Raw genomic sequence first — 26253 nt, forward strand, 5'->3', positions numbered from 1 at the left:
ACAAGGCATTAACATTAATGACCAAAAAATTTACTCCAACGCCCCATGATGCCGTATTCAAGCAGTTTTTAAGTGAGAAAGAAACGGCTAAAGATTTCTTCGATATCTGGCTACCGGATGAGATTAAAGCGCTGTGTGACTTGGATAGCCTCAAAGTAGAATCTGGCTCATTCATCGATAGCGAAATGAAAAATTACCAGAGTGATATTCTCTATTCAGTCAGTACAACGAAGGGAAGTGGATATATCTATGTTCTCATAGAGCACCAGTCCACCCCTGATAAACTCATTGCGTGGCGATTGATGCGCTATAGTCTTGCTGCCATGCAAAAGCATTTAGAAGCCGGAAACAAACAATTACCGTTGGTATTTCCAATACTCTTTTACTGTGGTGAACAAAGTCCTCACCCCTATAGCACGAATTGGTTGGACTGTTTTCATGATAGAAAACTAGCCGAAAGTATCTATACGCAACCGTTTCGGTTAGCAGATGTCACCACACTTGAAGATGGTGAGATTATGCAACATAAGCGAATGGCTTTGTTAACGCTGATACAGAAGCACATTCGCCGACGGGATATGACAGAGCTTATGAATGAAATTGTCACGCTGTTGTCGTATAATTATTATACCGATAATCAAGTTATCACCCTGTTTAACTATCTCATCCAGGAAGGTAATGCTCAAAAGCCAATGGAATTTATCACTGAGATAGCCAAACAATCAGAGAAACATGAAGGAGCACTTATGACTATTGCTCAACAAATTGAAGAAATAGGTATTCAAAAGGGTATTCAAATTGGTGAACAAAAAGGTGTTCAAAAAGGCAAACTTGAAGGCGAAAAACAGGCTTCGATGAAGATAGCGCGCCAAATGCTAGAAAGTGGCATGGATAGGCAATCTGTGATAAAATTTACGGGCTTAAGTGATGCTGAAATGAGTAACCTGTTTAAAGATTAAACCATGACCGAACGGCAGAAATTAACCCTCAATCGACCTAGAAAGGCTTCTCAGGAAGAGCAGACTTCAAGTACCCCTGTTTATGGTAAAAAGGTATGGGTAAATCCTGCGTCCAAAAAAAAGTTAAAAAAACCGAAATCCCAAAAGGTAGCAAAACAGCAGCCCCAGAAATCGGTAGTTAAACCTAAACAGGAAGTGAAGGTTAAAATACCAAAACCACCTACACCGCCTAAAAAGCGATTGCCGTTAGAAGAAGCGATTTCCCAGATAACCACTTTTTGGCCTAGTCTATTTCCTGATGGCAAGTTATGCCCAATGAAAATTGGTATACAACAAGATATGTGGCAAGAAGTGAAAGAAAAGGGCTTACCAATAGCCAGAAGGCGTTTAAGAGCCTGTCTAGGCAGTATTTGTCATCATGCTGATTATCGCGCACTTATCCAGTTAGGCGTGTTTCGTTATGACAAAGAAGGTCAGATAGTCGGAGAAGTCAACCAAGCCGATGTTGAGGATAATTTGCAACGTTTAGCACGGCGAAACAAAGATAAATGAAAGAATCTGAATTAATTGCTCATGCTGAAAATGCCACTTTGTGGAAAAAATATCCGACACTAACAAATTGGGAAGTCCGTTTTTTAAATAATGTCATCACTTCGTATCGGCAATGGAATAACATTTCACCGAAACAAAAAGCCACCGCATTTAAAATCCTCCAAAGAGTGGGCGAAATAAAATAAATCCCTTATTAAAAACAATACCAAAATAAACCCAGATTGGTTTTTAATTTTATTATTTTCATTAATTGGTTTTATTTAATTAACCAAATTGGGTTTATTTTGTGTTTTTATTTTGATTTTTTTATTTTTGGTTTACTATTGGTAATTAAATTAATACCAATAAGGATTATTTTATGAAAAAGATATTTTGTGATGATGGCTCTACTTTCGTGAAGCTGGCTTACGCTGATGAGCAAAAAAAGCTAGTGACAAAAATAACAGAAACCTCATTTTTAGCGGGAAACTGGAATTTTGCTTTTGGACAAAACATTTATAACTATGAAATAGAGGGCAAACGTTATTCTTTTAACGATGGAATTAATAACGCTAGCGAAACCACAACGGTTAATTATCAATATAGCGATGAAAATTTGCTCTCTGTTCATGGTTAGGAATCTCAATCAATACAGTAAGGCATTAATGGAGGTGTTTTGAACTTAATATTTCTATTAAATTCTGACAGTTTTCTCGTTGATTAACCATGAGAACAGTAATTCGGTTAAATTATCATCTAAAAGCCTAATAATAGGCACACTGCTCCTAGGCTGCGGTTTGTAACCATCGTTTTTTGACCATTTTATCCCGCCTTTCTGACAGTAAAGTGACGGCGTGTATTCCTTTTTCCGCACTCATAAACCGCAATCGGTTTCCACATAAAATACATTGGTACGGGTCAGTATTTAAAAAACCTTTGATAAGGGCCCCAAACCCAGGTTTTTCAGGCACATTAGGAGATATCATGTCTAACGCCTCATACACCTTCGGTAATAAGCACCCGCGTTTGCGATTGGCTAAAAAACCGTAATAACGGATCATCTTAAAATGTCGCGCAGGGATATGACTGACATAACGCCGTATCATTTCTTCTTGGGATAAGGTCTGTCGTCTGTATTGTTGGCTGTGGTGGTCATAGTAATGATGAACCACGGTGCCGCCGCTGTAGTGTTTCAATTGAGAAGCGGAGATAGGGGGACGTTTAAGATAACGGCCCAGATATTTCACATTATGCCAGGCCCCGCGTGTCTTTTTGGCAAAATGTACTTTCCAATAACGTTGAAACTGGGCATTAAGGTAACGGCACCAGGTCTGATAATTGCGAATGTGCCCGAAGCCAGGCAATTTATTGGGTTGTAACTGAAAATAGTTATCCCTAAGGAGTCGAATGACCGCACTGCGCCAGACCTTTTCAACGTCTTTCTTTTTAAAGAAAATCGGTTTCCAGGTGTCATATTGAGTGAGTCCCCCACGCGTGACGGATAAATGAATATGCGGATGTTGATTGAGTTGGCGACCGTAAGTATGCAGCGCACAAAAAATGCCAATTTCGAGGCCTTGGCGCTTGGCGTGTTTGAGTATGGCGCGGGTTGCACAGCGAAAGAGTTGGTTGAGCAAGTACCAGTTATTGTTAAAAAAAGGCCAAAGTAGGTGAGGCATAGTGAGGGTAATATGTTGCCATTCGCAATCCGGCAAAATATGGCGCTGCTGGGCAATCCACTGTTCGGTGCCTTTGAGGCCACACGCACTGCAGGCTTTGGATTTACAGGTTTGACAAAAGAAGCGTGAATGAGAGCATTCAGGTGAAGAACAGCAATAACGGCGAACGCCCATAGCGCAGGTGCTGCAGGCGAGCATCTTTTCGACAGAGAGTAGTTGCCATTGTCAACGATCACCGAAAACTGATCCACTTTTTATCTAAATCCGATCAATCAAAATTGATCCACTGTTTTACTCAGTTATTGCTCCTGAGCGCCGCTTATCTTTCAATCGGTAGCTTTCACCGCTTAATTGCAGTACATGCGAATGATGAAGTAAACGATCAAGCATAGCGGCAGTTAATGTTGCGTCATCAGCAAAAGCACTTGGCCATTGCCCAAATGATAGGTTACTCGTCAATATGACACTGCCATGCTCATAACGCTTGGCAATCACATTGAAAAACAGGTTTGCTTCTTCTCGCCCAAACGGCAGGTATCCAATCTCATCGATAATCAACAACTTCGGGGCCATCACCGAACGTGATAGATATTGTTTGAGCTTATTTTGTCGTTTGGCAGTTGAGAGTTGCAACATCAGTTCAGCTGCCGTGGTAAAGCGGGTTTTCTTCTTGGCCTGTACTGCTTTTAATCCTAACCCAATAGCTAAATGCGTTTTGCCTACACCGCTTGGGCCAAGCAACACGACATTTTCATTACGTTCAATAAACGTTAATGCGCTTAATTCCTGTATGTGTTGTTTGGGGATCCCCGTTGCAAACTTAAAATCGAACGTATTAAGTTCTTTATGTGCTGGGAATCCTGCCATCCGACTCAAAAGATTACGAGTTCGTTCATCTCGTTGTTGTTGCTCACATTTTAACAGGGACAGTAAAAACTCTCCGTAGCTTTTGTCTTGGGCAATGCATTTTTCGGCAAGTGATGACCAATGAGTCGGAATAGAATTTAATTTCAATGACTCACACAGGTGTTCAATTTGTTCATGCAATAACATGTTCACCTCCCAGTAATGCTTTGTATACGCTGATTGAGTGTTGCAAACTGACAGATTCAAGGGGCGGTACGATAGGGATATTAAGCGTATTAGTCTGTGGGATAGATTGGCAAACCCTTGCTGGTAAGGGTAGAAGAGACTTAACTTCCTTAGCTAATCTATCTGCTGGCTTCTCTAACGTTGTTCCATGAATTCGCTGATGGGCAACGCGTTGTAACCATGGACCCACTTTTGCATTAGCTATTTCAATATCCAGTTCAAGATTATGAGCACGAAGGTCGGTGTTTAATGGCACGATAAAGCTGTTTTTTAAATAGTGGTTAAAGCGCTCTACTTTCCCTTTCGTTTTTGCCCTGTAGGGCTTGCAAGCCTTCAATTTAAACCCGTAATCTTTCGACATTTGAAGCATTTCGACATGTAATTTATGATCACCTTCTGCATAAGCATCCCGTTCGATGATGAGGGATTTTGCGTTATCACACAATACTTCCTGTGGTACACCACCAAAGTAGTCGAAAGCTTCTCTTAAACCTTGCTGCCACGATTCTGCTCGTTCATTATCAAAGAACTTTACATAACTCGCACGCGAATAGCCTAGCGTTGCAACAAACGCTTTCAGCGATTTTTTACCTCGCCGGATGCTGGTGAAGTCGATTTGCATTTGTTGACCTGGCTGTGTTTCAAAACGGACGACTACTTCGGGAACAATGCTTGGTTTAAATTGACAAACAAATCGGCGTAATTGAGCAATACCACCTTGATAGCCGTTTTCAACTACCTTATCAAATAAGACTGTTGCAGGGATCCAATCAGGTTTAGCCAGTTCAATTCGCTGAAGCAAATAAGGTTTAAAGGGGGATAATTTAGTCGGTTGTTGACTTCTTTTAGCATAAGTTGGCATTGTCTGTTGTTGTAAATGATGTTTTACGGTGTTACGGGATATACCCAACTCACTGGCAATTTTTCGAAGGCTTTGTCCTTGTGCAAAGCGAACATGAATATCCACAAATATCTCCTTGGTTAACATAAATTATCCGTACAAAAATGTGCGAATAATACCAAGTGGATCAGTTTTAGATGATCGTTAGTGGATCAGTTTTGCATGATCGGTGACACCATTCATCCACGTGATTATTTTCGATGAAAAGGTTCCATCCGTCATCGTATTGAAATAGCAGTTTTGCAGGTCTGGGGATGTACATAGAGCAGAGTATAAAAGACGAGAAGGGAATTGCCTAGAAATAGAGCGCCTTTGCCGCGATGCTCACGCCAAAGGCGTGCTTATGTTCTGCGAATTTGTGCACTTTTATGCAAATTCATGCACTTATTTTTTTATCAGTTTAAAGGAACTTTTGACAAGCGTTACAATACACTTATACTGTATAAATGAACAGCATTGAGGGTGTTATGTTAAACATTGATATTAAATTCACAGAAAGAGACATCCAGGGAATGCCAAAGGGTTCGATGTCAGCGCTGGAAAAAGAAATTATAAAAAAAATAGGTATTCGTTATTCTGATATGATATTGAGGGTTAGAAAAAGCTCATCTCAGGGGATAAATATATCTGGAGTTAAAGGTGAAGAAAAAAAACAAGTAATGAAAGCGATAGAGAAAATTTGGGAAGATGATAGTTGGCTCCCTCTTTAGACATTAACACCATTGAAAATATCGTATGAGTAAAAACCGCAGTTTGAAAAAGTTAAACATCAAACGCAAAGACCATGTCTTTGTAGCTAAACCGTTTTTGGTATTTGATGTTAAGAATCAGCATTCTTCACAATTTTTTGATACTTACGATGAAGCAGCCGATTACTGTATTGATAAGGGATTATCAACATTTCTGGAAGTCGGAGAAGTGAGTTACATTAATTCTAATGAGCTTTCGCTATCTCCCGTTAATTTTTATTTTGTGCCAAAGAATTCATCAACAATCTATGTAATTGATGTTGATGATTTTGAGGAAGTGAGCAAAGAGATAATGGAAGGTAAGGTCTTTTTACCTTGTCCTTCAAACTCTCTTCATTGATATTTTTCTAAGTTAAAAGCGAATATTACAAGATGAATAAGAAATTCACCCCAACGCCACACGATTCGGTATTTAAGCAGTTTTTAAGTGAAAAAGAGACGGCAAAAGACTTCTTCGACATTTGGCTACCCGATGAGATTAAAGCGCTGTGTGACTTAGAGAGCCTAAAAGTGGAATCTGGCTCATTTATCGATAGTGAAATGAAAAATTACCAGAGTGATATTCTCTACTCTGTTAACACCAAGAAGGGAAACGGATATATCTATGTTCTCATAGAGCACCAGTCCACACCTGACAAGCTCATAGCATGGCGATTAATGCGCTATAGCCTTGCTGCCATGCAGAAACATCTAGAGGACGGAAACAAGCAATTACCCTTGGTGTTTCCCATCCTGTTTTATTGCGGTGAGCAAAGCCCTCACCCCTATAGCACGAACTGGTTAGACTGCTTTGAAGATAGAAAACTGGCAGAAAGTATCTACACCAATCCTTTTAAGTTAGCCGATGTTACCATACTTGATGGTTAGGAAATTGAATCGCTTTTAAAGTGAGTAGCAAAAGCCATCCCTTATTGCAAAAAGGAGATGGGGATCGATTTATTGTGTTTAGTGCCAGTTAACATTTCCTCAGAGAGTGTAATTTCTAACCTGATTTCCTTATTTTAGACACATTGATCCTGCGTTTAGCTGCGTAACCATCGCTTTTTCTCCAGGTTATGCAGTCTTTCTGACAACAATTCCGTTGCTTTTTTACCCATTTGCGCCCCGGTGAAAAGCAGCCTGTCGCCACACAGAATACATTTGTACGGATCGGTACGCAGAAATCCTTTCATCAGCACAGAAAAACCTGGGTTCTCCGGTTTTTTACGTGCCGTCATCTCAAGTGCCTTATACACTTTCGGCAATAGTTTTCCTCGTTTACGATTCGACAAAAAACCAGAGTAACGCACCATTTTAAAATGCCTGGCCGGAATATGGCTTATATAGCGTCTAATCATCTCTTCCTGCGGCAGAGTCTGCTGCCGATGCTGGCCAGTTCGGTGGTCATGGTAGTGATGAACAACGGCACCCCCTCGGTAATGCCGCAGTTTTGACGCAGATACCGGTGGGCGTTTAAGGTAGCGACCGAGGTACTTAACACTATGCCATGCCCCTTTCGTTTTTTTAGCAAAGTGCACTTTCCAATAACGTCCGTACTGCGCCCTCAAGTAACGCCGCCAATGTTTTTTGTCACGGATATGGCCAAGACCGGGAAGAAGGCCAGGGTTAATTAAATCATAACTGTGACGCAGTAGTCGGATAACAGCCCCTCGCCAGATTTCTTCGACATCCTTTTTTTTGAAAAACAGCTTTCGCCATACACTATGTTTACTATCCAAACCCCCTCGAGTGACGGAAACATGAACATGCGGATGTTGATTGAGTTGCCGGCCATAAGTATGCAAGGCACAGAAAATACCAATTTCGATACCCTGTTTGCGAGCCAACTGCAGCATAGCTCGAGTGGCTGCCCGAAACAGAGCATTAAGTAGCGGCCAGTTATTGTTAAAAAAAGGCCAAAGGAGATGTGGCATGGTGAAAGTAATGTGTTGCCAGTCGCAGTCGGGTAAAATATGAACCTGCTGTGCTAACCACTGCTCGGTGGCTTTAAAGCCACATGAACTGCAGGCTTTTGACTTACAGCTTTGGCAGAAAAAACGGCTGTGAGAACAATCAGACGAAGCGCAACAATAGCGCCGGACACCCATGGCACAAGTGCCGCAGGCAAGCATGCGCTCCACAGATAAACTCGTCCACGAACTAACGCTATCGCCGTATTTTTCGAGGAATTTATTCCAACCGTCATCAATGGTGAAAAGTAGTTTAGCAGGACGAGGGATATACATCTGACTCAATTACCTTATGGGCATCTTGCCAAAGAAACAGAAATTGCCAGATTCGTCAGCCCAGTTATCGGTGTGTTTATCCCAGGGTTCAAAGGAAACAGGGATTATTCCTAGCTCCGTATAGGTGATGAATTCATCGGCAGGCAGACTTTCAGTTATTCCCCCCTCAGTGTAGTCGTATCCAGCGTCATCGGCTTGGTCTTGGCGTTGTTTAAAACCCCTGATAATCGTGACTAGCGGCGGGTAATACTGCGTGTCGAGAAAAAATTGGGGGCCGAGTCGGAGGCAGTGGCGTATGGCTTCTTTTAGGGTGTCATAAAAAAATTCAGGCGGTCTGTCATCATCATTTTCGGGTGGGAGAGAGAGCATAAAACGTTTCGGATAAACAGGCGCTGTGGCACGTGAAGTGACGGGCAGCCTGCCTGATTTAACCGGTTTACGCTTTCTGGGAGATTTATTGCGAGCCATCGAGATGAATCCCTGAAAAAAATTAACCTACTGCAGAGTATAAAACAGTACTTAACTCATTAACATCCCCGAAGCAGCACCGCTGCGCCGCTCACGCGTAGCGTGCTACGTTCATGATGGTGAAATCATGCAACACAAGCGAATGGCGCTATTAGAATTGCTGCAAAAACACATTCGCAGAAGGGATATGACAGAATTACTGGATAGTATTGTTAAACTGTTGTCGTATAATTATTATACCGATAATCAAGTCATCACGATGTTTAACTATCTCATTCAAGAAGGTAACGCCAAAAAGCCAATGGAATTTATCACTGGGATAGCTAAACAATCAGAGAAACACGAAGGAGCACTTATGACTATTGCTCAACAGATTGAAGAAATTGGAATTAAGAAAGGCATACAACAAGGTAAAATTGAAGGAATTCAAGAAGGAATTCAAAAGGGTATTCAAATTGGTGAACAAAATGGGGTGCAAAAGGGCGAAAAACATGCATCGATGAAGATAGCGCGCCAAATGCTCGAAAGTGGTATGGACAGACAATCTGTGATGAAATTTACGGGCTTAAATGATGATGAAATGATCAACCTGTTTAAAGATTAAGTCATGACTGAACGCCAGAAATTAACCCTCAATCGTCCTAAAAAAGCTTCACCAGAAGAGCAGACCTCAAGTACCTCTGTTTACGGTAAAAAGGTCTGGGTAAATCCTGCGCGCAAAAAACAGGCAAAAAAACCAAAGCCCCAAAAGGTAGTAAAACAGCAGCCCAAGAAGCTGGTTGAAAAACCTAAACAGGAAGTGAAGGTTAAAATTCCAAAACCACCTACACCGCCCAAAAAGCGATTGCCGTTAGATGAGGCTATTTCCCAGATAACCACGTTTTGGCCTAATCTATTTCCTGAAAATCAATTACGTCCAATGAAAGTAGGTATACAGCAAGATATGTGGCAGGAAGTGAAAGAAAAGAGCTTACCAATAGCCAGAAGGCGTTTAAGAGCCTGTCTAGGCAGTATTTGTCATCATGCTGATTATCGCGCACTTATCCAGTTAGGCGTGTTTCGTTATGACAAAGAAGGTCAGATAGTCGGAGAAGTCAACCAAGCCGATGTTGAGGATAATTTGCAACGTTTAGCACGGCGAAAAAAATCAAACCCATAACCCTGTCACCGATCATGCAAAACTGATCCACTTGATGGTTAGGAAATTGAATCGCTTTTAAAGTGAGGAGCAAAAGCCATCGATTATTGCAAAAAGGAGAGAGAATCGATTTATTGTGTTTGGGGTCAGTTAACATTTCCTCAGATAGTGTGATTTCTAACCTAATTTCCTAATTTTAGACACATTTACCCTGCGTCTAGCTGCGTAACCATCGTTTTTTTTCCATGTTATGCAGTCTTTCTGACAACAATTCCGTTGCCTGTTTGCCTGCCTGGGCGCAGGTAAAAAGTAGCGTGCTACGTTCTTGACCACTACAGTAGCTGTCAGCTCAAGTCTGAGCTACTACAAATAAACTGCTTTAAAAACAGATCAATGCGTATATTCAATTTAAATAGAGATATGGTTACGCCATCTTGTTTTTCAAAATAGACTTTTGCTTTCACCTTATCTACCGATTCTTTTAATGCGTCGAAGCGACCAAAATCGTTTAGGTTTTTCTCATTAACACTATTAACCATTAATGCTATGAGTAGTTCTTTATCTAAACCAAGAGCATTAACAACGGCGTTTAATTGTGCGTTTTCAGCGTTATCTTTGTAGATGTTGATGTAGTCTCTGAAAGTATGGCCTTCAACTAGCTGCACATCGCCGCGCTGCAAGTCGTGCAAGAAGAGTTTGGCGTACTTTTGCTCAATTTGGGTGAGCGTTGCAAACGACTTGTGCAGTTCATTTAATGTGGATTCAATGCTCGCAGGGTTTTGGTGTTTGTTCAGCTCTTTTAAATATTTATCAAAGCGGCTGTTCATATAGTCGGCATCGATTTTGCCGGTATCTATCTCAGTTAAATAACCACTGATATCAAAAGGCACATCGCTGCCACCTGCAACATCGTGATCACCTTTGCCTACTAACTCTTTATAGCGCAGGGCCAGGCTCAGGTAAGTTTGTTCGTCTATAGCCAACGTTACCTCATGTTCTACATCATTTTCAGTAAAGGAATAGACCGACTGTTCCCAATGCAAACCTTGTACTTTAGCCGCTTCCAGGTGCTGGCTAAAGGTGTTAAACAACTTGGCAAATTGGGCACAGGCTTCTATATCGTCTGGTAGTTTTTCAAAATTCTCAACACTGGTGCTAACAAACAGCTCGGAAATGTTATCCACTAATTCATTCATGGCTTTAATATTGCTTTCTAACTTGTCAACAAACAAGCCGATAGGCTTATCGCCGGAATAGAGTTTTACCGCAGCATTAATGTGCTGCTCCATGGTATGTGGATAGCGATAATAACGAATGATGCCGTGGGGTTTATCAGGACCAAACAAGCGATTGGTGCGTGAGAATGCTTGAATTATATGTTGGTATTTAATTACCTTGTCTAAATACAAGGTATTAAGCCATTTAGAGTCAAAACCCGTGAGCATTTGATCCACTACAATCAGTAAATCTAATTGCTTCGAAGGATCGGTATGAATGCGCTCGTAAGGCTTTTTGTGGGCAAGCCGCTTGGCTACATCTTTTTTAAAAGCTGCATGGCGCGCAAAATCAAAATCCTGACCGTAACGCGCGTTATAGTCGGCCATAATTTCGTCTAAGCCATCACCTTTAAAGGTGGAGCCATGGTCGCCACTGCCGTCGTTATCAATATTAGGATCAAATAAGGCTGAGATTTTTAGCTCAGGTTTAGCCGCTTTTAAACGCCGGTAATAGTCAATCGCTTCAGCGATACTATTCGTGGCTAAAATCGCGTGAAATTTATTGCTTTGGCTGAGCACATCCCATTTATCTAAGATGTCACTAACGACTTTTTCCTGGTGGGTGACAGTTAAATATTGGCTTTTAGGTACATAGTCTTCAATGCCTTTGTGGTATTTGCCTGTGGCATCTTTGTAGCCAGCCATAGGTACATCTTTTATAAAGTGATTAAATTTTTTCTTTTTAGCTGGATCCGCCATCGCATCAGCAACCGAACCAGCTTTGGCTTGTTCTAATGCAACTTCTTTCCTTAGGTCACTATCTCTAAAGGTAGGCACTTTGTAAGGATCAAAGCCCAAAACGTTACCATCACGTATACCATCTGCTATGCTATAGCGGTGTAGCTCGTTGCCAAATACAGTACTGGTGGTATTGCCTTTTTTTTCGTTTTCTTCCTGAATAGGTGTACCTGTAAAACCAAAAAATAAGGCGCGTGGAAAAGTATGCTTAATCTTAATCAGCATATCGCCAAAGGTTGAGCGATGCGCTTCATCAATAATAAACACCAAGCGCTTAGCTCGTATTTTTTCAATATCTGCAGAGTTTGTGGCTGTGCCTTGATTGTCTACCTCTTCAAAAATATTACTCATTTTTTGAATGGAGCTAACAATCAAGGTGTTGGAGGTGTTGGTGCTTTTTAATTTGGTGAGCAGTACGTGAGTATTTTCAGTAGTTTGTACGTCTTCGCTATCGCTAGCAAAATTGCGATATTCCGTCAGCGACTGGGTACCCAGCTCAATCCTGTCCATTAAAAAAATCACTTTATCGGCATCTTTCGATTGTGCAATTAACTGTGCCGATTTAAAACTAGTCATGGTTTTGCCCGAACCGGTAGTATGCCACACATAGCCCCCGAGACGATCAGGGTTATTGGCAGCGCTACCCAGTTGCTGCCAGTTGGTTTTAGCCACTTTGTCAGATATCGCATTGGCGGCGTAATACTGATAACTGCGCATAACTTTAAGCACGCCATCGGTATCGTCGGCGACGGTATAAAAACCAATCAACTGGTGCGCCATAGGGATAGAAAGCAAGGTAGAGGCGATGTCTTTCCAATAGTTCATGGGTTCGTTATTAAAATCGGCCCAGTTAAACTGATAGTCGGGGTTAAACTTGCCGTCTAGCCCGGGGTTGGAAAAGTATTTGGTCTCGTTTGGCTCCACAGCCACAAATACTTGGATAAGCGAAAACAAACCACTGAATATGCCCTCTGCGCTGTACTTTTCAATTTGGTTCACTGCTTGGCTAACCGGAATACCGCTACGCTTTAGCTCGACATGGATCACTGGCATACCATTGATCAGTAATAGTACATCGCCACGTCGGTCGTTACGCAAAGGGCTCCCGCGTTCAAATTTGGGCTGCTGAACAATTTGGTAGCGGCTTTGTCCTGCGGCGATTTCTTGGCGATCGTATATTTTTAAGCTGATTTCTTTGCCAAGATGCAAGGTATCGGCAGGGTTGTCGCGTTTAATGGCGACGGTTTTACCATTAATTAACCCGTTGAGTTTGAGCGGCGTTTTCAGTTCTTTGATTTGCTCAATAATTTGCTGCATTTCGGTGTCAGTTAACGGCACATCGTTTAATCTGTCTTGTTGGCGGTTGTTTTCAAACAAAATGGTTGCCCAGTTATGCAATAACTCCGCTTCAGTTTTGTTTTTTAGAATCTCTGGTTCCCAACCCTTTTGGGTAAGTACCTCAATAAAGGCCTGCTCAAATTGTGCTTCAGTTTTAAAGGTGGTCATACTTACTCCTAGACAAACATTTTGCTCAAGCAGGCCTGCTTGATATTATTGAGTTTAGTGATTTGTTGCTGGTGCTGGTTGATTAATGCGTCGAGCTTTTGGAAGTAGTTGCCGATGGCAGACTGTTCGACCAAATCAGTGGGTATAGAAACGTTTAGATTAGCTAAAACTTTTTGACTTACCCCTTTAGCGGTACCACCACTAGATAGTGCAGAAAGCTCTCGAAACACTTTAGAACTTCTAAGTAAAACTGCCAGGAAATCTTCCGCAATAATTCCATATTTAACTATAAAAGCGATTGTTCTCTGACTTAAAATGTATTTATCAGTATTAGGAACTTGAGCCACATTGCCCATTGGCGCTTCTGTAGTAAAAAGCACTTGGCCCTGATGGAGTTCAGAACCACTCATCCATTTATCATACAGCTCTTGATCACCGAAATGCGGATCAATTGAAAAATCAATATAGCCTTGCTTAACATTTAAAGCCGACAGCGCTCTGTGCCCTGAAGAGCTCCAATCTAAGCCTAGCTTTTTAGGCGTGCGGCCTCGAAAGTCAATAATCCGTTCAATGCTATCAAGCAAGCTGATCTCATCCCACTCCCTACTAAACCCTTTAAAGCGGATTTCAGGTATGGTTTCACCTTGTTTAGGAAACATTTTTTCTAACATGGCTTTTTTAATGTTGTTGAGTTTGTCATGCTTTTGTTGGTGCTGATTGATTAGGCTATCGAGCTTTTGGAAGTAGTTGCTGATCATGATTTGTTCATTTTTCTTAGGTATACTTACTTTTGTATTTTGTACAACACTTATATAGTGTCGGGCATGCCCCATTACCTCAATTTGTGCGGTATTCAGTAAATGAAATGCGAATATAAGGTCATCTTCTCTACTGTTTTTTACCGTAAGAATTTTAATCGCTGACGATTTTACCATATAAGGGAAATCAACAAATTTACAGTCAAGAGTAAAATCATCAAAAATAATACTCGGATCATTATATGTCGATTTCTCATGAGTATAGCCAAGAAGAAACCCCTTGTTAGCAGTTAGTACTGGTGTATGATACTCATCAGAATATACAGATGATTTAACAATGTAATTATCAGGTCTCTCATAAGTAAACACCTCGCCCAGTCCCTTTTCCTCCCACTCCTCACTAAACCCCTTAAACCGAACCTCAGGCACTTTATTATCCATACTCATCTTATTCACCCTTCAATAAGTTGGTAAGTTCGGTTAAGCCCTGCATATCAAATTCGTTGCCAGTGAGTTCACCCATCATTTGTGCCAGTTCTTGCTCGGTGGTTTTTATTTCATTCGCCACTTGCGAATAGGTCACGGCGTATTTTTCGGCAAGGGCTTGCACTTGTCTGGTGAGCTGGGTAATTACTGTGTTTGGCATCGCCGCAAGTTCATTGCACAGCGGTGTAATCCATTTCAAGTGCAGTAGATTATTCACTTGTTCATCACTGAAGGCTTCAATGGTGGTTTTGGTTTTTAAGTGCAGGGCAGTAGTGGCATCTTTGATCGTTTTTTTCAGGGCTTTTTCTTCATCAATTAATGTGTTCGCGCGAATGACTTTTGCTTCATAGCTGTCTTCGGCAAATTTAGCTTTAAGATCTTTTTGCTCTTTTAAGAACACTTTGGCAGCTTTACCGACTTCGACATTAGCAAAGCCGTCTTTGCTTTCTTTAACCGTATCTTGTTCTTTTTCTTCTTCACTTAGTGATTCTAGAATTTCTTCCAACTCGTTGGCGATTTCCGCTAGGCGAGTTTCTTGATCTTTCAATGCTTGTAAGTCATCACTCAAATAGGTTTGTTGAACTAAATCAAACGGCAGTATGTGACCTTTCCAACCCTCCTGAACTTCTATGTCTTGGCCATTTTTCTTCTTAATAACCATGTTGGGGTCAACTTGTTTGGTGACGGCAAACTCTTCGGTTTGCATCATTTCTAGATCAGCGCTGATAATTTGCCATTGGTTACTCAAAAATTGATAAGCTTGGTATCTGTCGATTAAGGCTATGGGAGCTAAGCGAGTAAATAACTCGGTACTTAATACCTCCTCTTGCTGGTTACGTGGTACGTTTTCCCAATTTTGAATTAACTGGCGGTTTAGAAGGTCATCAAGGCCATTAAAAGCATGGTGATAGGCGCTGATAAACGCTAGCACTTGAGGGTGCTCACTAATACAGGTGTTAACAGCTTGTTTGTCAATGTGTAGTTCACTATAAGCGGCGGATTTTGGTGTAAACAGAGCGCCGTGCAATTGCGGAAACGCTTGCCAAAAATTGTGTAGCTCGGCAATTTCGCTATTGGGAATACCGCCGAGCATGGTGGCGTGTAAATCCCAGCTTTCTGCTGTCGCAAAGGAATCCACATAGCGCGATATGTTGAGGTTGTAACCGTTGTCGCGCAGGGTTTGTTTGCTCACCAGTTGCGAGAACTTGTCGATACTTTCGCGGTTAATCACCGCATCAGTAATGCGCTTGATATCACTGGCTTGCAGTTTGTTGTTTTTGCTATCTTTTATAAAATGTTTAGAGGCATCGACCACCAATATATCGTTGTTTTGGCGTTTTTGCTTGAGTGTCAAAATCACCGTGGGAATGCCAGTACCAAAAAAGATATTAGCTGGCAAACCGATAATCGTGTCAATGTGATTCTGTTCAATGAGTTGCTTGCGAATTTTACCTTCTTCACCGCCACGGAACAAAACACCATGAGGTAGTACGATAGCCATAATGCCATCAGGTTTTAGATGGTAGAGATCGTGTAGCAAAAAAGCAAAATCGGCTTTGGTTTTAGGTGCCAGGCCAAAACGTGAATAGCGTGGATCGCTTTCTTTAAAGCTGGGGTCCCAGTTTTGTGAGTAAGGGGGGTTGGACACCACGGCATCGACATGCAAGGCGTAGTATGAGCCTTGCGGGTCGCTGTCATCAAAATACGGCCAATCGTCTTCTAGGGTGTCGCCATTTCGGGTTTTAATGTTGCTAGCTTTAATACCGCGCATGATGAGGTTCATACGGGTTAGGTTGTAGGTATTGGCTTTTAACTCTTGAGCGTAATAGGTAATACAGTCTTTATTTTTCGCGTATTTCTCGAATGCCTCACCGATATTGATCAGCAACGATCCAGAGCCGGAAGTGGGGTCGTAAATTTTGATGGTATCTTTGTGTTTTAACTCATGAGCGATGATGTTCGACATAAGTACCGAAACTTCATGAGGCGTGTAAAACTCACCGGCTTTTTTACCTGCATTGGCAGCAAATTTTTCAATCAGGTATTCGTAAATGTAGCCCAGTACGTCATACCCTTGATTGCCATTCATGGGGATGCTTTTGATCAGGTGTAGTAAGTCGCTGATGGCTTTGGTGCGTTTGCCTGCACTTTCACCCAGTTTGCTTAAACCTGTTTCCAGTGTGGTAAAAATGCCTTCAAACAGTTTTTTGTAAGTTGGCGAAATCAAACGGCTAAAGGCCGAGAGCGCATCACGCACGTTAGATTCATCAAATTCGGATGTTGGATCAATCCATGTAGAAAACAGATTATCGTAGGCAATAAAGTAGCCCAAGTTGCTTTGTACGTATTTAACGGTGTCAGCGTCTTTTTCATTGAGCGCTTTGATGTCTTCGGGCGTCATTCCCTGTCTGGTGACAAACTGCACCAACTGGTCGCTTAGATACTTGTAGAAGATAAAGCCGAGTATGTAGTCTTTGTATTCGTTGGCTTCAATTTTAGAGCGCATCTGGTTGGCAGATTCCCATATTTTTGCCGCAAGCTGTTGTTTATTCACTATAATTCCTGTTTAGAGCAATTCTTTTTGAAAAGGCTATTTTAGGGTTTGATTGTACGTTTGATAAAAGCTTCTTGCTAGGGTCTGTCATCAAATGCGTAAGCTCCCAGTGTAGGACAGTACGTCTGTCAGATCATCGTCAATCCGGAGCAATTGTTAAAAAATTAATGTCATGTAGTGAAAAGATTGCTCATTCAATATAGCGCTTTCGTTTGTTATGATGCAATTTGTTATGTAAACAGTGAAAATATGAGATGAGTAAAACCCGCAGTTTGAAAAAGTTAAACATCAAACGTAAAGACAATGCTTTTGTAGCTAAACCGTTTTTGGTATTTGATATTAATAATCAGCATTCTTCACAACTTTTTGATACTTACGATGAAGCAGCCGATTACTGTATTGATAAGGGATTATCAACATTTCTGGAAGTCGGAGAGGTGAGTTACATTAATTTTAATGAGCTTTCCCTCTCTCCCGTTAATTTTTACTTTGTACCAAAGAATTCATCAACAATCTATGTGATTGATGTTGATGATTTTGAGGAAGTGAGCAAAGAGATTATGGCTGATAAGGTCTTTTTACCTTGTCCTTCAAACTCTCTTCATTGATATTTTTCTAAGTTAAAAGCGAACATTACAAGATGAATAAAAAATTCACCCCAACCCCACACGATGCTGTGTTTAAACAATTTCTAAGCGAAAAAGAGACGGCAAAAGACTTCTTTGATGTCTGGCTACCGGATGAGATTAAAGCACTATGCGACTTAGAGAGCCTAAAAGTGGAATCTGGCTCTTTTATCGATAGTGAGATGAAAAATTACCAGAGTGATATTCTCTATTCAGTCAGTATCTCAAAGGGAAGCGGATATATCTATATATTAATTGAGCACCAATCCACTCCTGATAAGCTCATTGCATGGCGATTAATGCGTTATAGCCTTGCTGCCATGCAGAAGCACCTAGAAGCCGGACACAAGCAATTACCGTTAGTTTTCCCAATGTTATTTTATTGTGGTGAACAGAGTCCTCACCCCTATAGCACTGATTGGCTTGATTGCTTTGAAGACAGGAAACTAGCAGAACGTATCTACACCAATCCTTTTAAGTTAGCCGATGTCACCACACTTGATGATGGTGAGATTATGCAACACAAGCGAATAGCGTTGCTTGAGTTACTCCAAAAGCACATTCGCAGAAGGGATATGACCGAGCTACTGGATAGCATTGTTAAATTGTTGTCGTATAATTATTATACCGATAATCAAGTTATCACCATGTTTAACTATCTCATCCAAGAAGGTAACGCACAAAAGCCCATGGAATTTATCACCGAGATAGCCAAACAATCAGAGAAACACGAAGGCGCACTTATGACTATTGCTCAACAGATTGAAGAAATTGGAATCAAGAAAGGTATGCAACAAGGTATGCAACAAGGTAAAGCCGAAGGTCGCCAAGAAGGTAAAATTGAAGGCATTCAAGAGGGTATGCAGAAGGGTGAAAAACAGGCTTCGATGAAGATAGCGCGCCAACTTCTTGATAAAGGCGTAGAAAGAGATATTGTGAAACTATCAACAGGGCTTACTGATGCTGAAATGAGCACCCTGTTTAAAGATTGAATCATGAAAGAACGCCAGAAATTAAACCTCAATCGCCCTAGAAAGGCTTCACCAGAAGAACAGACTTCAAGTACCCCTGCTTACGGTAAAAAGGTATGGGTGAATGCTGTGCCCAAAAAACAGGTAAAAAAGCCTCATCTTCCCAAAGTAGCAAAACAGCAACCCAAGAAACCTGTCGTTAAACCTAAACAGGCAGTGAAGGTTAAAACACCAAAACCACCGACTCCGCCAAAAAATCGATTGCCGTTAGAAGAAGCCATCTCACAGATAACCACGTTTTGGCCTTATCTTTTCCCTGATGGCAAGTTATGCCCAATGAAAATTGGTATCCAGCAGGATATGTGGCAAGAGGTTAAGGATAAGTGTTTACCGATAGCCAGAAGGCGTTTGAGAGCCTGTTTAGGCAGTATTGGTCATCACGCTGATTATCGCGGACTCATTCAGTTAGGCGCGTTTCGTTATGACAAAGACGGTCAGATAGTCGGAGAAGTTACCCAAGCGGATGTTGAGGATAATCTGCAACGTTTAGCGCGGCGAAACAAGAAAAAGATATAACCAAAGACAATAATCTCAAAGTGAGCAAGATTGTTATTATCTTAATATGATAAAAAGCATATCTTTTCTTGTGTGGTCTCAATTTGAGGTTTTGTTATTTTTTGTTTCAATTTGAGTTGGTTAATGCTCTACATTTGCTTATTTATGTTTAATTTTATTTTTATTGACACTCATAATGAGTTTTTATTTGAAATTTAACTCGTTTTGAGTTAAGTTGTGCAAATATAATCACTCTTATTGAGTTTTATTTATGTTGAAAATTGCCTGTGATGATGGTTCTACTAGCGTTAAATTAGCCTAGCTAGAAAATGAAAAAATAGTGACACATATATCACCAAATAGCTTTAAAGAAGGTTGGAATACTGAGATATTGAGTAATAATCCCGTATTCAATTATTTAGTTGACGATAAAAAATATACTTTCGATATCGGGAGTAGTTCTGTTATTGAAACCACGCACGTGTCCTATCAATACAGCGCGCTTAACCGACTCGCCATTCACCATGCGCTTTTAACTTCGGGTTTACTCCCCCAAGATATTGAGTTGACTGTGACGCTTCCTGTTACTGAATTCTTTACGGAAGATGCGCAAATTAACGAAAAAAACATTCAGCGAAAAAAAGAAAATATTTTAAGGAAAGTTAATCTAAATAAAGGGGAAAACTTTAACATCGTTAACGTGATGGTGATGCCTGAGTCTATTCCTGCAGTGAGAGAAGTATTAATAAAAGATAATATTTCTTCTTTAGAACGAAGCTTAATTGTTGATTTAGGTGGCACAACATTAGATTGCGCGGTAATTCAAGGTCTGTTAGATAATATTTCAGAGATTAAAGGTAATTCTGAAATAGGCGTATCAAAACTGACTAAATCTGTTATCAATGCACTTTATCTTGCCTCATCACCGAGTAGTTATTACATTGCCGATGAAGTTATTAAAAATGTGAATAATATGGCGTTATTAAAAAAAGTCATTAATGACCCGAAAAAAATCACGCATATTACTGAAGTTGTGATTGAAGGTTCTAAAAATTTAGCGGACAGAGTTATCTCTGAGATTGAGAAAATTAATAATATTAATCGAATTTATTTAACAGGTGGGGGGGCTGAAATTATTTATTCTTATGTTAACGATTATTTTAAAAATCATAAGGTAGAGAAAATTTTTGAACCGCAATTAGCCTTAGTTAAAGCGATTGCTTTGTCTTAACTGAATAAGGTTAAAACTTTATGAATAATAGTCGAAAAAAAATCACTGCTTACCTTCATCCTTCAATATATCAACAGGATAAAAAGGCCATTGACTTTATTGAAAACTTACCTAGTCAACTGAAAGGCGATTTTTATCGTCAGGCAATAATAACGGCGGCGGCCTTATCCGAGATTGATAGTCGTTTGTTAGGATTGATTAGTACTTTCTATTCTAAAGAGTTTGATATTAATAATTTTTATTCAATTTTAGAGCAGACAACAGGCAGAGAAAAAATCAGTCAATCTGTAGAACTTAAGCATGAGGCGACTAATGAACTTTCTTCTGAAAAAAATGTGTCTGCTATGTTATCAAATCTGAAAAGATAATTGGCGATATCAACTCTCTCATTAATGTATTAATTCTTTTAACAAACGATGAACAAACAAGAACTATCAGCCCTCAATATGGCGGGTTTTATCAAAAGCCAAACATTAATACTCTTAGATAAGCTCAATCAACTTAATCTGGATGATTGTGCAGATGAGTGCGAAGATTTGCACGACATGGCAGAAGAACTTTATCTTAATTTGAAGATAACACTGGAAAGATGATTACTCACTCCTATTCTTTTCACAGAAAAACAAGCAAAATACTGTAGCTATTCATAAAAATAAGGATGTCGCCGCTAATGGCGGCTCCGCTGATGTTTCCCTACGGGATGTCAGAAGCATAGTGAAAAAAAGCGTATCGCTTAAATAAATTGAATTCCGCCTGTAAATCAGATTTATCCATCGCATTAATTTAAAATTTGAAGGATTTCCCTTACTGCCCGATGCCAGCTTGCCATTCGCCCATTTTTAGGGGACGGCAAGCCTTCAAGTGGCTTTCGCGGCATATCCTCGCCATACATGGCTCCGGTATTCCACGAAAGCCACTTGACCCCAAATGGTCAATGGCTTCGTGACATCGGGCAGTAAGGGAACGGTGACATGGGGTCACCTCCTGCTGTCCCACTAAATAGGAGACACGACCATGTCCCGATTTATACAAGGCGACAGCCAGAAAATTATGTCAACTTTTCCTGATAATGCAATCGATTTTATTTTAACTGACCCACCATATCTGGTTGATTATACCGACAGGTCAGGGCGATCAATTGCCAACGATAAAAACGACGACTGGTTATTGCCAGCCTGTCAACAAATGTTTCGTGTATTGAAGCCCAATAGTCTGATGGTCAGTTTTTACGGCTGGAATCGGGTTGAAAAATTTGTTGATGCGTGGAAAAAATCCGGCTTCCGTATTGTGGGTCATCTCGTTTTCAAGAAACGCTATACGTCAAAAACTGGGTTTTTAGGGCACAGCCACGAAAATGCTTATCTGTTGGCGAAAGGCCGTCCGGTAATGTAATGGTCAACAAATTCTGTAGAAGATCTAAGCGGCATTTTTTAGTTCATGATATTTTTGATGTGGCGTTAAATAACCAATCGTTGAATGGCGTCGATAATAATTGTAAAACTGAATATAATTTTCAACTTCACAGACAACAGATTGATGATTCATAAACGATAAACGGTTAAGTCTTTCTGTCTTTAAACTCCTAAAAAATCTTTCCATCACGGCATTATCGAGGCAATTACCTCGCCGACTCATGCTTTGAGTTATTTTCCGTTCAAAGAGGTGCGCCCTAAACTCCTCCGATGAATATTGGCAACCTTGATCTGAATGGAACATCAAACTTGTCGTATCCGGTAATTGCCGTTCAATTGCGTTATCTAAGGCTTCTTTCACTAATTTCGAATCCGGTTTTGTTGATAAGGCATAACCAATAATTTCTTTGGTGGCTAAATCCAACACACAGGCTAAATAGCTCCACCCATAGTGATGTCTAATATACGTGATATCCCCGACATAATAGTGATTATGCTGTTCAGGGGAAAATTGTCGTTTAAGCAAATTAGGGGCATATCGATGTTCGTTACCCGATGAGTGATAGTAGTGCTTTTTCGTTGGTCTAATTGCAACTAATTGATTTAATTTCATGATGTTCGATATTTTATAAGTGCCAATTTGGTGCCCTAAACCCTTTAACTCGACTTGAATACGTCTTTTGCCATAAATTTGACCCGATGTATAAAAAATACGTTTGATTTCGCCACACAGTCTTTCATTTTCAACTGTCGGTATTTTCGTTTCATAATAAAAACTACTGCTGCTTACTTCAAAAAGATGGCATAACTCAGTGACCGTAAAATTGGGGTACATGATTTTCAGTTGCTTCACGATTTTGAGTTTTGATTGTCGAGGATGAAGTAAGCCGCGGCTTTTTTTAATATGTCATTATCCCTCTGAGCACGCTTAAGTTGAACTTCTAATTCTTGTATGCGCTGTTGCTCGGGTGTTAACGCTTTTGATTTTACAGGCGTATTCCCATTTAACTCGGCAAGATATTGTTGCTTCCATCGTGATACGGCAGATTTACCCGCACCGGATATTTTTTCAACTTGGATATTGCTATATCCACCTTCAACCATGAGTTTTGCATATTCCAGTTTTTGCTTTCCGCTAAAGGTTACTTTTACTTTTCGGGTCATATTTATACCTATAAGATTTTGCTTAATTATAAGCTATAAATCTCTACAGTTTTATTAGACCACTACAGTTTAGCAGCGCAAGGAGGAACTCCACTAGGAGAAGCCCTGATTCCTGTAATAACAGAAACAAGCCTCGCTAAACAAAAAAAGAAAATTATCTTTGTGATTACTGATGGTGAGCCTAACGATGTTTCGGTTGCGAAAAAGTCATATGAAACCGCAAAATCTCAAGGCATTGAAGTGATTTCATTAATCTTTCTACCTTCAGAAAAAAACAAAGAAATTACAGAAAAAATGATTAAACAGTTTACGTCAAACTTTGTGATGATAACAGACTTCAACCAAATTGAAGAGACTATCATCAATTATTGCGAGAAATATATCAACAATACGCTTTGATCCAAAACAACTATGTTTTGATTTAACGCCGTTGTTGTTGATTCCCTGCTTTACAGCCTCCTTCACGGGGGCTTTTTTTGCACTAAATCTCTGACCAAATGAAAAAAATAACAATTTTAAATTGATAAAATACAAAAACACACCGAGGTTATAAAAAATTGACTGCTCTCAGCCCGAAAAGATCAAGATTCCCACTTCACAGAGACGAACATGAAAACATATATCTGCAAAGATCTAAATAAAATACGCCCTTTTGATGTATTAACGCCATTTTGCTCTGACATAGAAATTTCGGCATATATTAACCTAAATCTTCTTATTATGAACTACGGGCGAACTATGACGCTGGAACAAGTCTGCCACGAACTGAAATACTCGAAAAACTATGTAACGAAAGCTATGTACACCAAAAACAACAAGTTGGGTGAATCTTTGAAAGCCGCACGTTTACACGACAACAAAAACAAACTGTTTTTAACGGAATTGATAAGCAACATCATATACAGCGAGAATGTTTGAAAATGAATAAGAAAAAATCAACTTTCACTTCTCTGTTCATCGCTAGTATGTTTACACTACCTTACTCATTTGCATACGAAAACAGCAAAACTGATGAGGAAATCAGCGTTATCGATAGAGGGGGGAAGGTAACAGGTGGTGGCGTAAAAGAGATAGAGAAAAAAAATGAAGGTTGGTTTTTTTACAATGAAAAGATAGAAGCGGAGAAAAAGCCTAAGCCAGAGTTAAAACCTAATCCAAAGCCAGAGCTAAAACCTAAACCCGAACAAAAGCCTAAACCAGAGCCAAAGCCTGTAGTAAAAAAAGGGTCTGTCAAGTGGTATAGAGAAAACATACAGAGAATCCGTGATGAGGCAATAGATGATCCTACACCAACAAACGTTAGGCGGTACTATTATGCTCAAAGGATTATGCTGGATAAGGCAAATAAGTACGCTGATACTGCCAGAATCGTAACCAGCACCGATCCTATCATCGATGAAAACAACAGGCGTTCTACATCTTCATTTGCTGCTCTGGAACAATCCCGTGTCGCAGAAGAAAAAAAAACAGAAGTTCTACAAACTATCGCAAAAAAAGCGGGAATCTTCTTTTTCTTTAAGGGGAGAGGTTGCTCATTGTGCGAAAAGCAAGTTGAGGTATTAAGAGCTATTAAGACAGAATCAGGGATTTCAATCATCCCTGTATCTATTGACTGTAGTGGTCTAATAAAACTGTAGAGATTTATAGCTTATAATTAAGCAAAATCTTATAGGTATAAATATGACCCGAAAAGTAAAAGTAACCTTTAGCGGAAAGCAAAAACTGGAATATGCAAAACTCATGGTTGAAGGTGGATATAGCAATATCCAAGTTGAAAAAATATCCGGTGCGGGTAAATCTGCCGTATCACGATGGAAGCAACAATATCTTGCCGAGTTAAATGGGAATACGCCTGTAAAATCAAAAGCGTTAACACCCGAGCAACAGCGCATACAAGAATTAGAAGTTCAACTTAAGCGTGCTCAGAGGGATAATGACATATTAAAAAAAGCCGCGGCTTACTTCATCCTCGACAATCAAAACTCAAAATCGTGAAGCAACTGAAAATCATGTACCCCAATTTTACGGTCACTGAGTTATGCCATCTTTTTGAAGTAAGCAGCAGTAGTTTTTATTATGAAACGAAAATACCGACAGTTGAAAATGAAAGACTGTGTGGCGAAATCAAACGTATTTTTTATACATCGGGTCAAATTTATGGCAAAAGACGTATTCAAGCCGAGTTAAAGGGTTTAGGGCACCAAATTGGCACTTATAAAATATCGAACATCATGAAATTAAATCAATTAGTTGCAATTAGACCAACGAAAAAGCACTACTATCACTCATCGGGTAACGAACATCGATATGCCCCTAATTTGCTTAAACGACAATTTTCCCCTGAACAGCATAATCACTATTATGTCGGGGATATCACGTATATTAGACATCACTATGGGTGGAGCTATTTAGCCTGTGTGTTGGATTTAGCCACCAAAGAAATTATTGGTTATGCCTTATCAACAAAACCGGATTCGAAATTAGTGAAAGAAGCCTTAGATAACGCAATTGAACGGCAATTACCGGATACGACAAGTTTGATGTTCCATTCAGATCAAGGTTGCCAATATTCATCGGAGGAGTTTAGGGCGCACCTCTTTGAACGGAAAATAACTCAAAGCATGAGTCGGCGAGGTAATTGCCTCGATAATGCCGTGATGGAAAGATTTTTTAGGAGTTTAAAGACAGAAAGACTTAACCGTTTATCGTTTATGAATCATCAATCTGTTGTCTGTGAAGTTGAAAATTATATTCAGTTTTACAATTATTATCGACGCCATTCAACGATTGGTTATTTAACGCCACATCAAAAATATCATGAACTAAAAAATGCCGCTTAGATCTTCTACAGAATTTGTTGACCATTACAGACGGAAGCCAATTAAAAAATAATATTTTTGAAGCCTCTCGGATTGATAGCGGTCAAGCAAAAAAACTTGGGATCACCAATGTTCCGGCACTGGCTTTAGCTATCCCGCCTAAAGAAATAAAGATACTTTCATTCAGCGCGATTAGCGGTAGTACTCTAAGAGACAGGATAATACTCGTCGCCAAAGATGCGGGGGGAATAACAGAGCAGGAATACGCCAGCACAAGACCTTTCAACGACAACGGCTACATAGACAGTAGACTACTTGAAGAAATGCCAGAAGGCGTATTAAACAACCCTGAAAAGTTTGTTGAGTACATTCGCAAAGCCGTTGAAAAAGACAATTTGAGAACAAAAAAATGAA

28 protein-coding genes and 3 pseudogenes are annotated in these 26253 nt (G+C 40.1%); 21 read left to right on the forward strand and 10 right to left on the reverse strand.

The features are described from left to right. Nucleotides 1–17: 17 nt before the first annotated feature. The 4 genes from ArsFIN_RS24185 to parM (ArsFIN_RS24200) all read left to right on the forward strand — a co-directional run bounded on the left by ArsFIN_RS24185 (nucleotide 18) and on the right by parM (ArsFIN_RS24200) (nucleotide 2127). A complete protein-coding gene (locus ArsFIN_RS24185; protein ID WP_135678987.1) occupies nucleotides 18–959 on the forward strand; it encodes an Rpn family recombination-promoting nuclease/putative transposase in 942 nt (313 codons plus the stop codon). Nucleotides 960–962: 3 nt separating this feature from the next. Then, a complete protein-coding gene (locus ArsFIN_RS24190) occupies nucleotides 963–1511 on the forward strand; it encodes a ProQ/FINO family protein (protein ID WP_135678989.1) in 549 nt (182 codons plus the stop codon). Then, the gene (locus ArsFIN_RS24195) at nucleotides 1508–1696 is read left to right on the forward strand and encodes a hypothetical protein (RefSeq protein ID WP_135678990.1); all 189 of its coding nucleotides are present in this window, start codon (nucleotides 1508–1510) and stop codon (nucleotides 1694–1696) included. Before ArsFIN_RS24190 ends, ArsFIN_RS24195 begins: the two co-directional genes overlap by 4 nt. Before the next feature lie 173 nt (nucleotides 1697–1869). Next, nucleotides 1870–2127: a plasmid segregation protein ParM domain-containing protein gene (gene parM / locus ArsFIN_RS24200; RefSeq protein ID WP_135678992.1), complete on the forward strand. Its 258-nt coding sequence runs from the start codon at nucleotides 1870–1872 to the stop codon at nucleotides 2125–2127. A 148-nt stretch (nucleotides 2128–2275) separates the two neighbouring features. Here parM (ArsFIN_RS24200) and ArsFIN_RS24205 read toward each other — a convergent pair. The 4 genes and pseudogenes from ArsFIN_RS24205 to ArsFIN_RS28465 all read right to left on the reverse strand — a co-directional run. Further along, nucleotides 2276–3394: pseudogene (locus ArsFIN_RS24205) on the reverse strand (IS91 family transposase); the annotation flags it as partial. Between the two features lie 66 nt (nucleotides 3395–3460). After that, nucleotides 3461–4222 (reverse strand): IS21-like element helper ATPase IstB, encoded by a 762-nt coding sequence (gene istB / locus ArsFIN_RS24210; protein WP_135677409.1) that lies wholly within the window; start codon nucleotides 4220–4222, stop codon nucleotides 3461–3463. Further along, nucleotides 4209–5249 carry an IS21 family transposase gene (gene istA, locus ArsFIN_RS24215; protein WP_135678994.1) on the reverse strand — a complete coding sequence of 347 codons (1041 nt, stop codon included), beginning with the start codon at nucleotides 5247–5249 and terminating at the stop codon, nucleotides 4209–4211. The genes istB and istA overlap by 14 nt, the downstream gene beginning before the upstream one ends. Before the next feature lie 46 nt (nucleotides 5250–5295). Next, complete coding sequence (locus ArsFIN_RS28465; RefSeq protein WP_276489444.1) at nucleotides 5296–5424, reverse strand: hypothetical protein; 129 nt, start codon at nucleotides 5422–5424, stop codon at nucleotides 5296–5298. A gap of 184 nt (nucleotides 5425–5608) precedes the next feature. On the opposite strand from ArsFIN_RS28465, the gene ArsFIN_RS24220 reads away from it, so the two are divergent. From ArsFIN_RS24220 to ArsFIN_RS24230, 3 genes are read left to right on the forward strand one after another with little or no spacing between them, the layout of a single operon-like run. Next, nucleotides 5609–5872, forward strand: coding sequence for a DinI-like family protein (locus ArsFIN_RS24220; protein ID WP_135678996.1), 264 nt, complete (start codon nucleotides 5609–5611; stop codon nucleotides 5870–5872). 43 nt (nucleotides 5873–5915) lie between these two features. Next, the gene (locus ArsFIN_RS24225) at nucleotides 5916–6251 is read left to right on the forward strand and encodes a hypothetical protein (RefSeq protein ID WP_135678998.1); all 336 of its coding nucleotides are present in this window, start codon (nucleotides 5916–5918) and stop codon (nucleotides 6249–6251) included. A 32-nt stretch (nucleotides 6252–6283) separates the two neighbouring features. Beyond that, entirely contained in the window at nucleotides 6284–6778 is a 495-nt protein-coding gene (locus tag ArsFIN_RS24230; RefSeq protein ID WP_246067597.1) for an Rpn family recombination-promoting nuclease/putative transposase, read from the forward strand. A 155-nt stretch (nucleotides 6779–6933) separates the two neighbouring features. Here the strand turns inward: ArsFIN_RS24230 and ArsFIN_RS24235 are convergent, their stop codons facing one another. Both ArsFIN_RS24235 and ArsFIN_RS24240 read right to left on the reverse strand, forming a co-directional pair. Further along, nucleotides 6934–8136: an IS91 family transposase gene (locus tag ArsFIN_RS24235; RefSeq protein ID WP_135678014.1), complete on the reverse strand. Its 1203-nt coding sequence runs from the start codon at nucleotides 8134–8136 to the stop codon at nucleotides 6934–6936. Nucleotides 8137–8145: 9 nt separating this feature from the next. Then, nucleotides 8146–8604: a hypothetical protein gene (locus ArsFIN_RS24240; RefSeq protein WP_135678353.1), complete on the reverse strand. Its 459-nt coding sequence runs from the start codon at nucleotides 8602–8604 to the stop codon at nucleotides 8146–8148. 127 nt (nucleotides 8605–8731) lie between these two features. Here ArsFIN_RS24240 and ArsFIN_RS24245 point away from each other — a divergent pair, with 127 nt between their 5' ends. Next, nucleotides 8732–9208, forward strand: coding sequence for an Rpn family recombination-promoting nuclease/putative transposase (locus tag ArsFIN_RS24245; RefSeq protein WP_246067598.1), 477 nt, complete (start codon nucleotides 8732–8734; stop codon nucleotides 9206–9208). A gap of 3 nt (nucleotides 9209–9211) precedes the next feature. After that, nucleotides 9212–9763 (forward strand): ProQ/FINO family protein, encoded by a 552-nt coding sequence (locus ArsFIN_RS24250; RefSeq protein ID WP_026823925.1) that lies wholly within the window; start codon nucleotides 9212–9214, stop codon nucleotides 9761–9763. 323 nt (nucleotides 9764–10086) lie between these two features. Here ArsFIN_RS24250 and ArsFIN_RS24255 read toward each other — a convergent pair whose 3' ends face one another. From ArsFIN_RS24255 to ArsFIN_RS24265, 3 genes are read right to left on the reverse strand one after another with little or no spacing between them, the layout of a single operon-like run. After that, nucleotides 10087–13263 (reverse strand): type I restriction endonuclease subunit R, encoded by a 3177-nt coding sequence (locus ArsFIN_RS24255; protein ID WP_135679000.1) that lies wholly within the window; start codon nucleotides 13261–13263, stop codon nucleotides 10087–10089. A gap of 8 nt (nucleotides 13264–13271) precedes the next feature. Further along, complete coding sequence (locus ArsFIN_RS24260; protein ID WP_135679002.1) at nucleotides 13272–14468, reverse strand: restriction endonuclease subunit S; 1197 nt, start codon at nucleotides 14466–14468, stop codon at nucleotides 13272–13274. A 1-nt stretch (nucleotide 14469) separates the two neighbouring features. After that, entirely contained in the window at nucleotides 14470–17061 is a 2592-nt protein-coding gene (locus tag ArsFIN_RS24265; RefSeq protein WP_135679004.1) for a type I restriction-modification system subunit M, read from the reverse strand. A 254-nt stretch (nucleotides 17062–17315) separates the two neighbouring features. Between ArsFIN_RS24265 and ArsFIN_RS24270 the strand changes: the two genes are divergently transcribed. From ArsFIN_RS24270 to ArsFIN_RS24300, 7 genes and pseudogenes are all read left to right on the forward strand, one after another. Then, nucleotides 17316–17669, forward strand: a complete 354-nt coding sequence (locus ArsFIN_RS24270; RefSeq protein WP_135679006.1) for a hypothetical protein — start codon at nucleotides 17316–17318, stop codon at nucleotides 17667–17669. Between the two features lie 32 nt (nucleotides 17670–17701). Next, the gene (locus tag ArsFIN_RS24275; RefSeq protein WP_135679008.1) at nucleotides 17702–18679 is read left to right on the forward strand and encodes an Rpn family recombination-promoting nuclease/putative transposase; all 978 of its coding nucleotides are present in this window, start codon (nucleotides 17702–17704) and stop codon (nucleotides 18677–18679) included. Between the two features lie 3 nt (nucleotides 18680–18682). Next, nucleotides 18683–19234 carry a ProQ/FINO family protein gene (locus tag ArsFIN_RS24280; protein ID WP_135679010.1) on the forward strand — a complete coding sequence of 184 codons (552 nt, stop codon included), beginning with the start codon at nucleotides 18683–18685 and terminating at the stop codon, nucleotides 19232–19234. A gap of 313 nt (nucleotides 19235–19547) precedes the next feature. Continuing rightward, nucleotides 19548–20444: pseudogene (gene parM / locus ArsFIN_RS24285) on the forward strand (plasmid segregation protein ParM domain-containing protein); the annotation flags it as partial. A gap of 20 nt (nucleotides 20445–20464) precedes the next feature. Further along, the gene (locus ArsFIN_RS24290) at nucleotides 20465–20812 is read left to right on the forward strand and encodes a plasmid partitioning/stability family protein (protein ID WP_135678702.1); all 348 of its coding nucleotides are present in this window, start codon (nucleotides 20465–20467) and stop codon (nucleotides 20810–20812) included. Between the two features lie 48 nt (nucleotides 20813–20860). After that, nucleotides 20861–21037, forward strand: a complete 177-nt coding sequence (locus tag ArsFIN_RS24295; RefSeq protein WP_135678700.1) for a Rop family plasmid primer RNA-binding protein — start codon at nucleotides 20861–20863, stop codon at nucleotides 21035–21037. 421 nt (nucleotides 21038–21458) lie between these two features. Continuing rightward, nucleotides 21459–21833, forward strand: a pseudogene (locus ArsFIN_RS24300) (DNA methyltransferase); the annotation flags it as partial. Nucleotides 21834–21860: 27 nt separating this feature from the next. Here the strand turns inward: ArsFIN_RS24300 and ArsFIN_RS24305 are convergent. After that, nucleotides 21861–23020, reverse strand: a protein-coding gene (locus ArsFIN_RS24305; RefSeq protein ID WP_135678034.1) for an IS3 family transposase whose coding sequence is annotated in 2 segments (ribosomal slippage) — nucleotides 21861–22741 and nucleotides 22741–23020 — 1161 coding nt in all. Because the reading frame shifts where the segments join, the coding sequence is not laid out codon by codon here. Between the two features lie 39 nt (nucleotides 23021–23059). On the opposite strand from ArsFIN_RS24305, the gene ArsFIN_RS24310 reads away from it, so the two are divergent. The 5 genes from ArsFIN_RS24310 to traF (ArsFIN_RS24330) all read left to right on the forward strand — a co-directional run bounded on the left by ArsFIN_RS24310 (nucleotide 23060) and on the right by traF (ArsFIN_RS24330) (nucleotide 26252). Then, the gene (locus tag ArsFIN_RS24310) at nucleotides 23060–23419 is read left to right on the forward strand and encodes a VWA domain-containing protein (RefSeq protein ID WP_081700715.1); all 360 of its coding nucleotides are present in this window, start codon (nucleotides 23060–23062) and stop codon (nucleotides 23417–23419) included. A gap of 339 nt (nucleotides 23420–23758) precedes the next feature. Beyond that, the gene (locus ArsFIN_RS24315; RefSeq protein ID WP_135679014.1) at nucleotides 23759–23938 is read left to right on the forward strand and encodes a hypothetical protein; all 180 of its coding nucleotides are present in this window, start codon (nucleotides 23759–23761) and stop codon (nucleotides 23936–23938) included. Between the two features lie 2 nt (nucleotides 23939–23940). After that, nucleotides 23941–24657, forward strand: a complete 717-nt coding sequence (traF, locus tag ArsFIN_RS24320; protein ID WP_135679016.1) for a conjugal transfer protein TraF — start codon at nucleotides 23941–23943, stop codon at nucleotides 24655–24657. Between the two features lie 43 nt (nucleotides 24658–24700). Further along, nucleotides 24701–25860 (forward strand): IS3 family transposase gene (locus ArsFIN_RS24325; protein ID WP_135677411.1). Its coding sequence is split into 2 segments (ribosomal slippage): nucleotides 24701–24980 and nucleotides 24980–25860, totalling 1161 coding nucleotides; the frame shifts between segments, so codons are not numbered across the junction. Between the two features lie 14 nt (nucleotides 25861–25874). Continuing rightward, complete coding sequence (gene traF, locus ArsFIN_RS24330) at nucleotides 25875–26252, forward strand: conjugal transfer protein TraF (protein WP_135679018.1); 378 nt, start codon at nucleotides 25875–25877, stop codon at nucleotides 26250–26252. Nucleotide 26253 lies beyond the last annotated feature (1 nt).

The organism is Arsenophonus nasoniae, from assembly GCF_004768525.1.
GTDB lineage: Bacteria > Pseudomonadota > Gammaproteobacteria > Enterobacterales > Enterobacteriaceae > Arsenophonus > Arsenophonus nasoniae.

Excerpts from the sequence above, each read along its gene's own strand:
- ArsFIN_RS24185 (WP_135678987.1), top strand. The coding sequence starts at position 18 with ATGACCAAAAAATTTACTCCAACGCCCCATGATGCCGTATTCAAGCAG.
- ArsFIN_RS24190 (WP_135678989.1), top strand. The coding sequence starts at position 963 with ATGACCGAACGGCAGAAATTAACCCTCAATCGACCTAGAAAGGCTTCT.
- ArsFIN_RS24195 (WP_135678990.1), top strand. The coding sequence starts at position 1,508 with ATGAAAGAATCTGAATTAATTGCTCATGCTGAAAATGCCACTTTGTGG.
- parM (WP_135678992.1), top strand. The coding sequence starts at position 1,870 with ATGAAAAAGATATTTTGTGATGATGGCTCTACTTTCGTGAAGCTGGCT.
- istB (WP_135677409.1), bottom strand. The coding sequence starts at position 4,222 with ATGTTATTGCATGAACAAATTGAACACCTGTGTGAGTCATTGAAATTA.
- istA (WP_135678994.1), bottom strand. The coding sequence starts at position 5,249 with ATGTTAACCAAGGAGATATTTGTGGATATTCATGTTCGCTTTGCACAA.
- ArsFIN_RS28465 (WP_276489444.1), bottom strand. The coding sequence starts at position 5,424 with ATGTACATCCCCAGACCTGCAAAACTGCTATTTCAATACGATGACGGA.
- ArsFIN_RS24220 (WP_135678996.1), top strand. The coding sequence starts at position 5,609 with ATGAACAGCATTGAGGGTGTTATGTTAAACATTGATATTAAATTCACA.
- ArsFIN_RS24230 (WP_246067597.1), top strand. The coding sequence starts at position 6,284 with ATGAATAAGAAATTCACCCCAACGCCACACGATTCGGTATTTAAGCAG.
- ArsFIN_RS24235 (WP_135678014.1), bottom strand. The coding sequence starts at position 8,136 with ATGTATATCCCTCGTCCTGCTAAACTACTTTTCACCATTGATGACGGT.
- ArsFIN_RS24240 (WP_135678353.1), bottom strand. The coding sequence starts at position 8,604 with ATGGCTCGCAATAAATCTCCCAGAAAGCGTAAACCGGTTAAATCAGGC.
- ArsFIN_RS24245 (WP_246067598.1), top strand. The coding sequence starts at position 8,732 with ATGCAACACAAGCGAATGGCGCTATTAGAATTGCTGCAAAAACACATT.
- ArsFIN_RS24250 (WP_026823925.1), top strand. The coding sequence starts at position 9,212 with ATGACTGAACGCCAGAAATTAACCCTCAATCGTCCTAAAAAAGCTTCA.
- ArsFIN_RS24255 (WP_135679000.1), bottom strand. The coding sequence starts at position 13,263 with ATGACCACCTTTAAAACTGAAGCACAATTTGAGCAGGCCTTTATTGAG.
- ArsFIN_RS24260 (WP_135679002.1), bottom strand. The coding sequence starts at position 14,468 with ATGAGTATGGATAATAAAGTGCCTGAGGTTCGGTTTAAGGGGTTTAGT.
- ArsFIN_RS24270 (WP_135679006.1), top strand. The coding sequence starts at position 17,316 with ATGAGTAAAACCCGCAGTTTGAAAAAGTTAAACATCAAACGTAAAGAC.
- ArsFIN_RS24275 (WP_135679008.1), top strand. The coding sequence starts at position 17,702 with ATGAATAAAAAATTCACCCCAACCCCACACGATGCTGTGTTTAAACAA.
- ArsFIN_RS24280 (WP_135679010.1), top strand. The coding sequence starts at position 18,683 with ATGAAAGAACGCCAGAAATTAAACCTCAATCGCCCTAGAAAGGCTTCA.
- ArsFIN_RS24290 (WP_135678702.1), top strand. The coding sequence starts at position 20,465 with ATGAATAATAGTCGAAAAAAAATCACTGCTTACCTTCATCCTTCAATA.
- ArsFIN_RS24295 (WP_135678700.1), top strand. The coding sequence starts at position 20,861 with ATGAACAAACAAGAACTATCAGCCCTCAATATGGCGGGTTTTATCAAA.
- ArsFIN_RS24315 (WP_135679014.1), top strand. The coding sequence starts at position 23,759 with ATGACGCTGGAACAAGTCTGCCACGAACTGAAATACTCGAAAAACTAT.
- traF (WP_135679016.1), top strand. The coding sequence starts at position 23,941 with ATGAATAAGAAAAAATCAACTTTCACTTCTCTGTTCATCGCTAGTATG.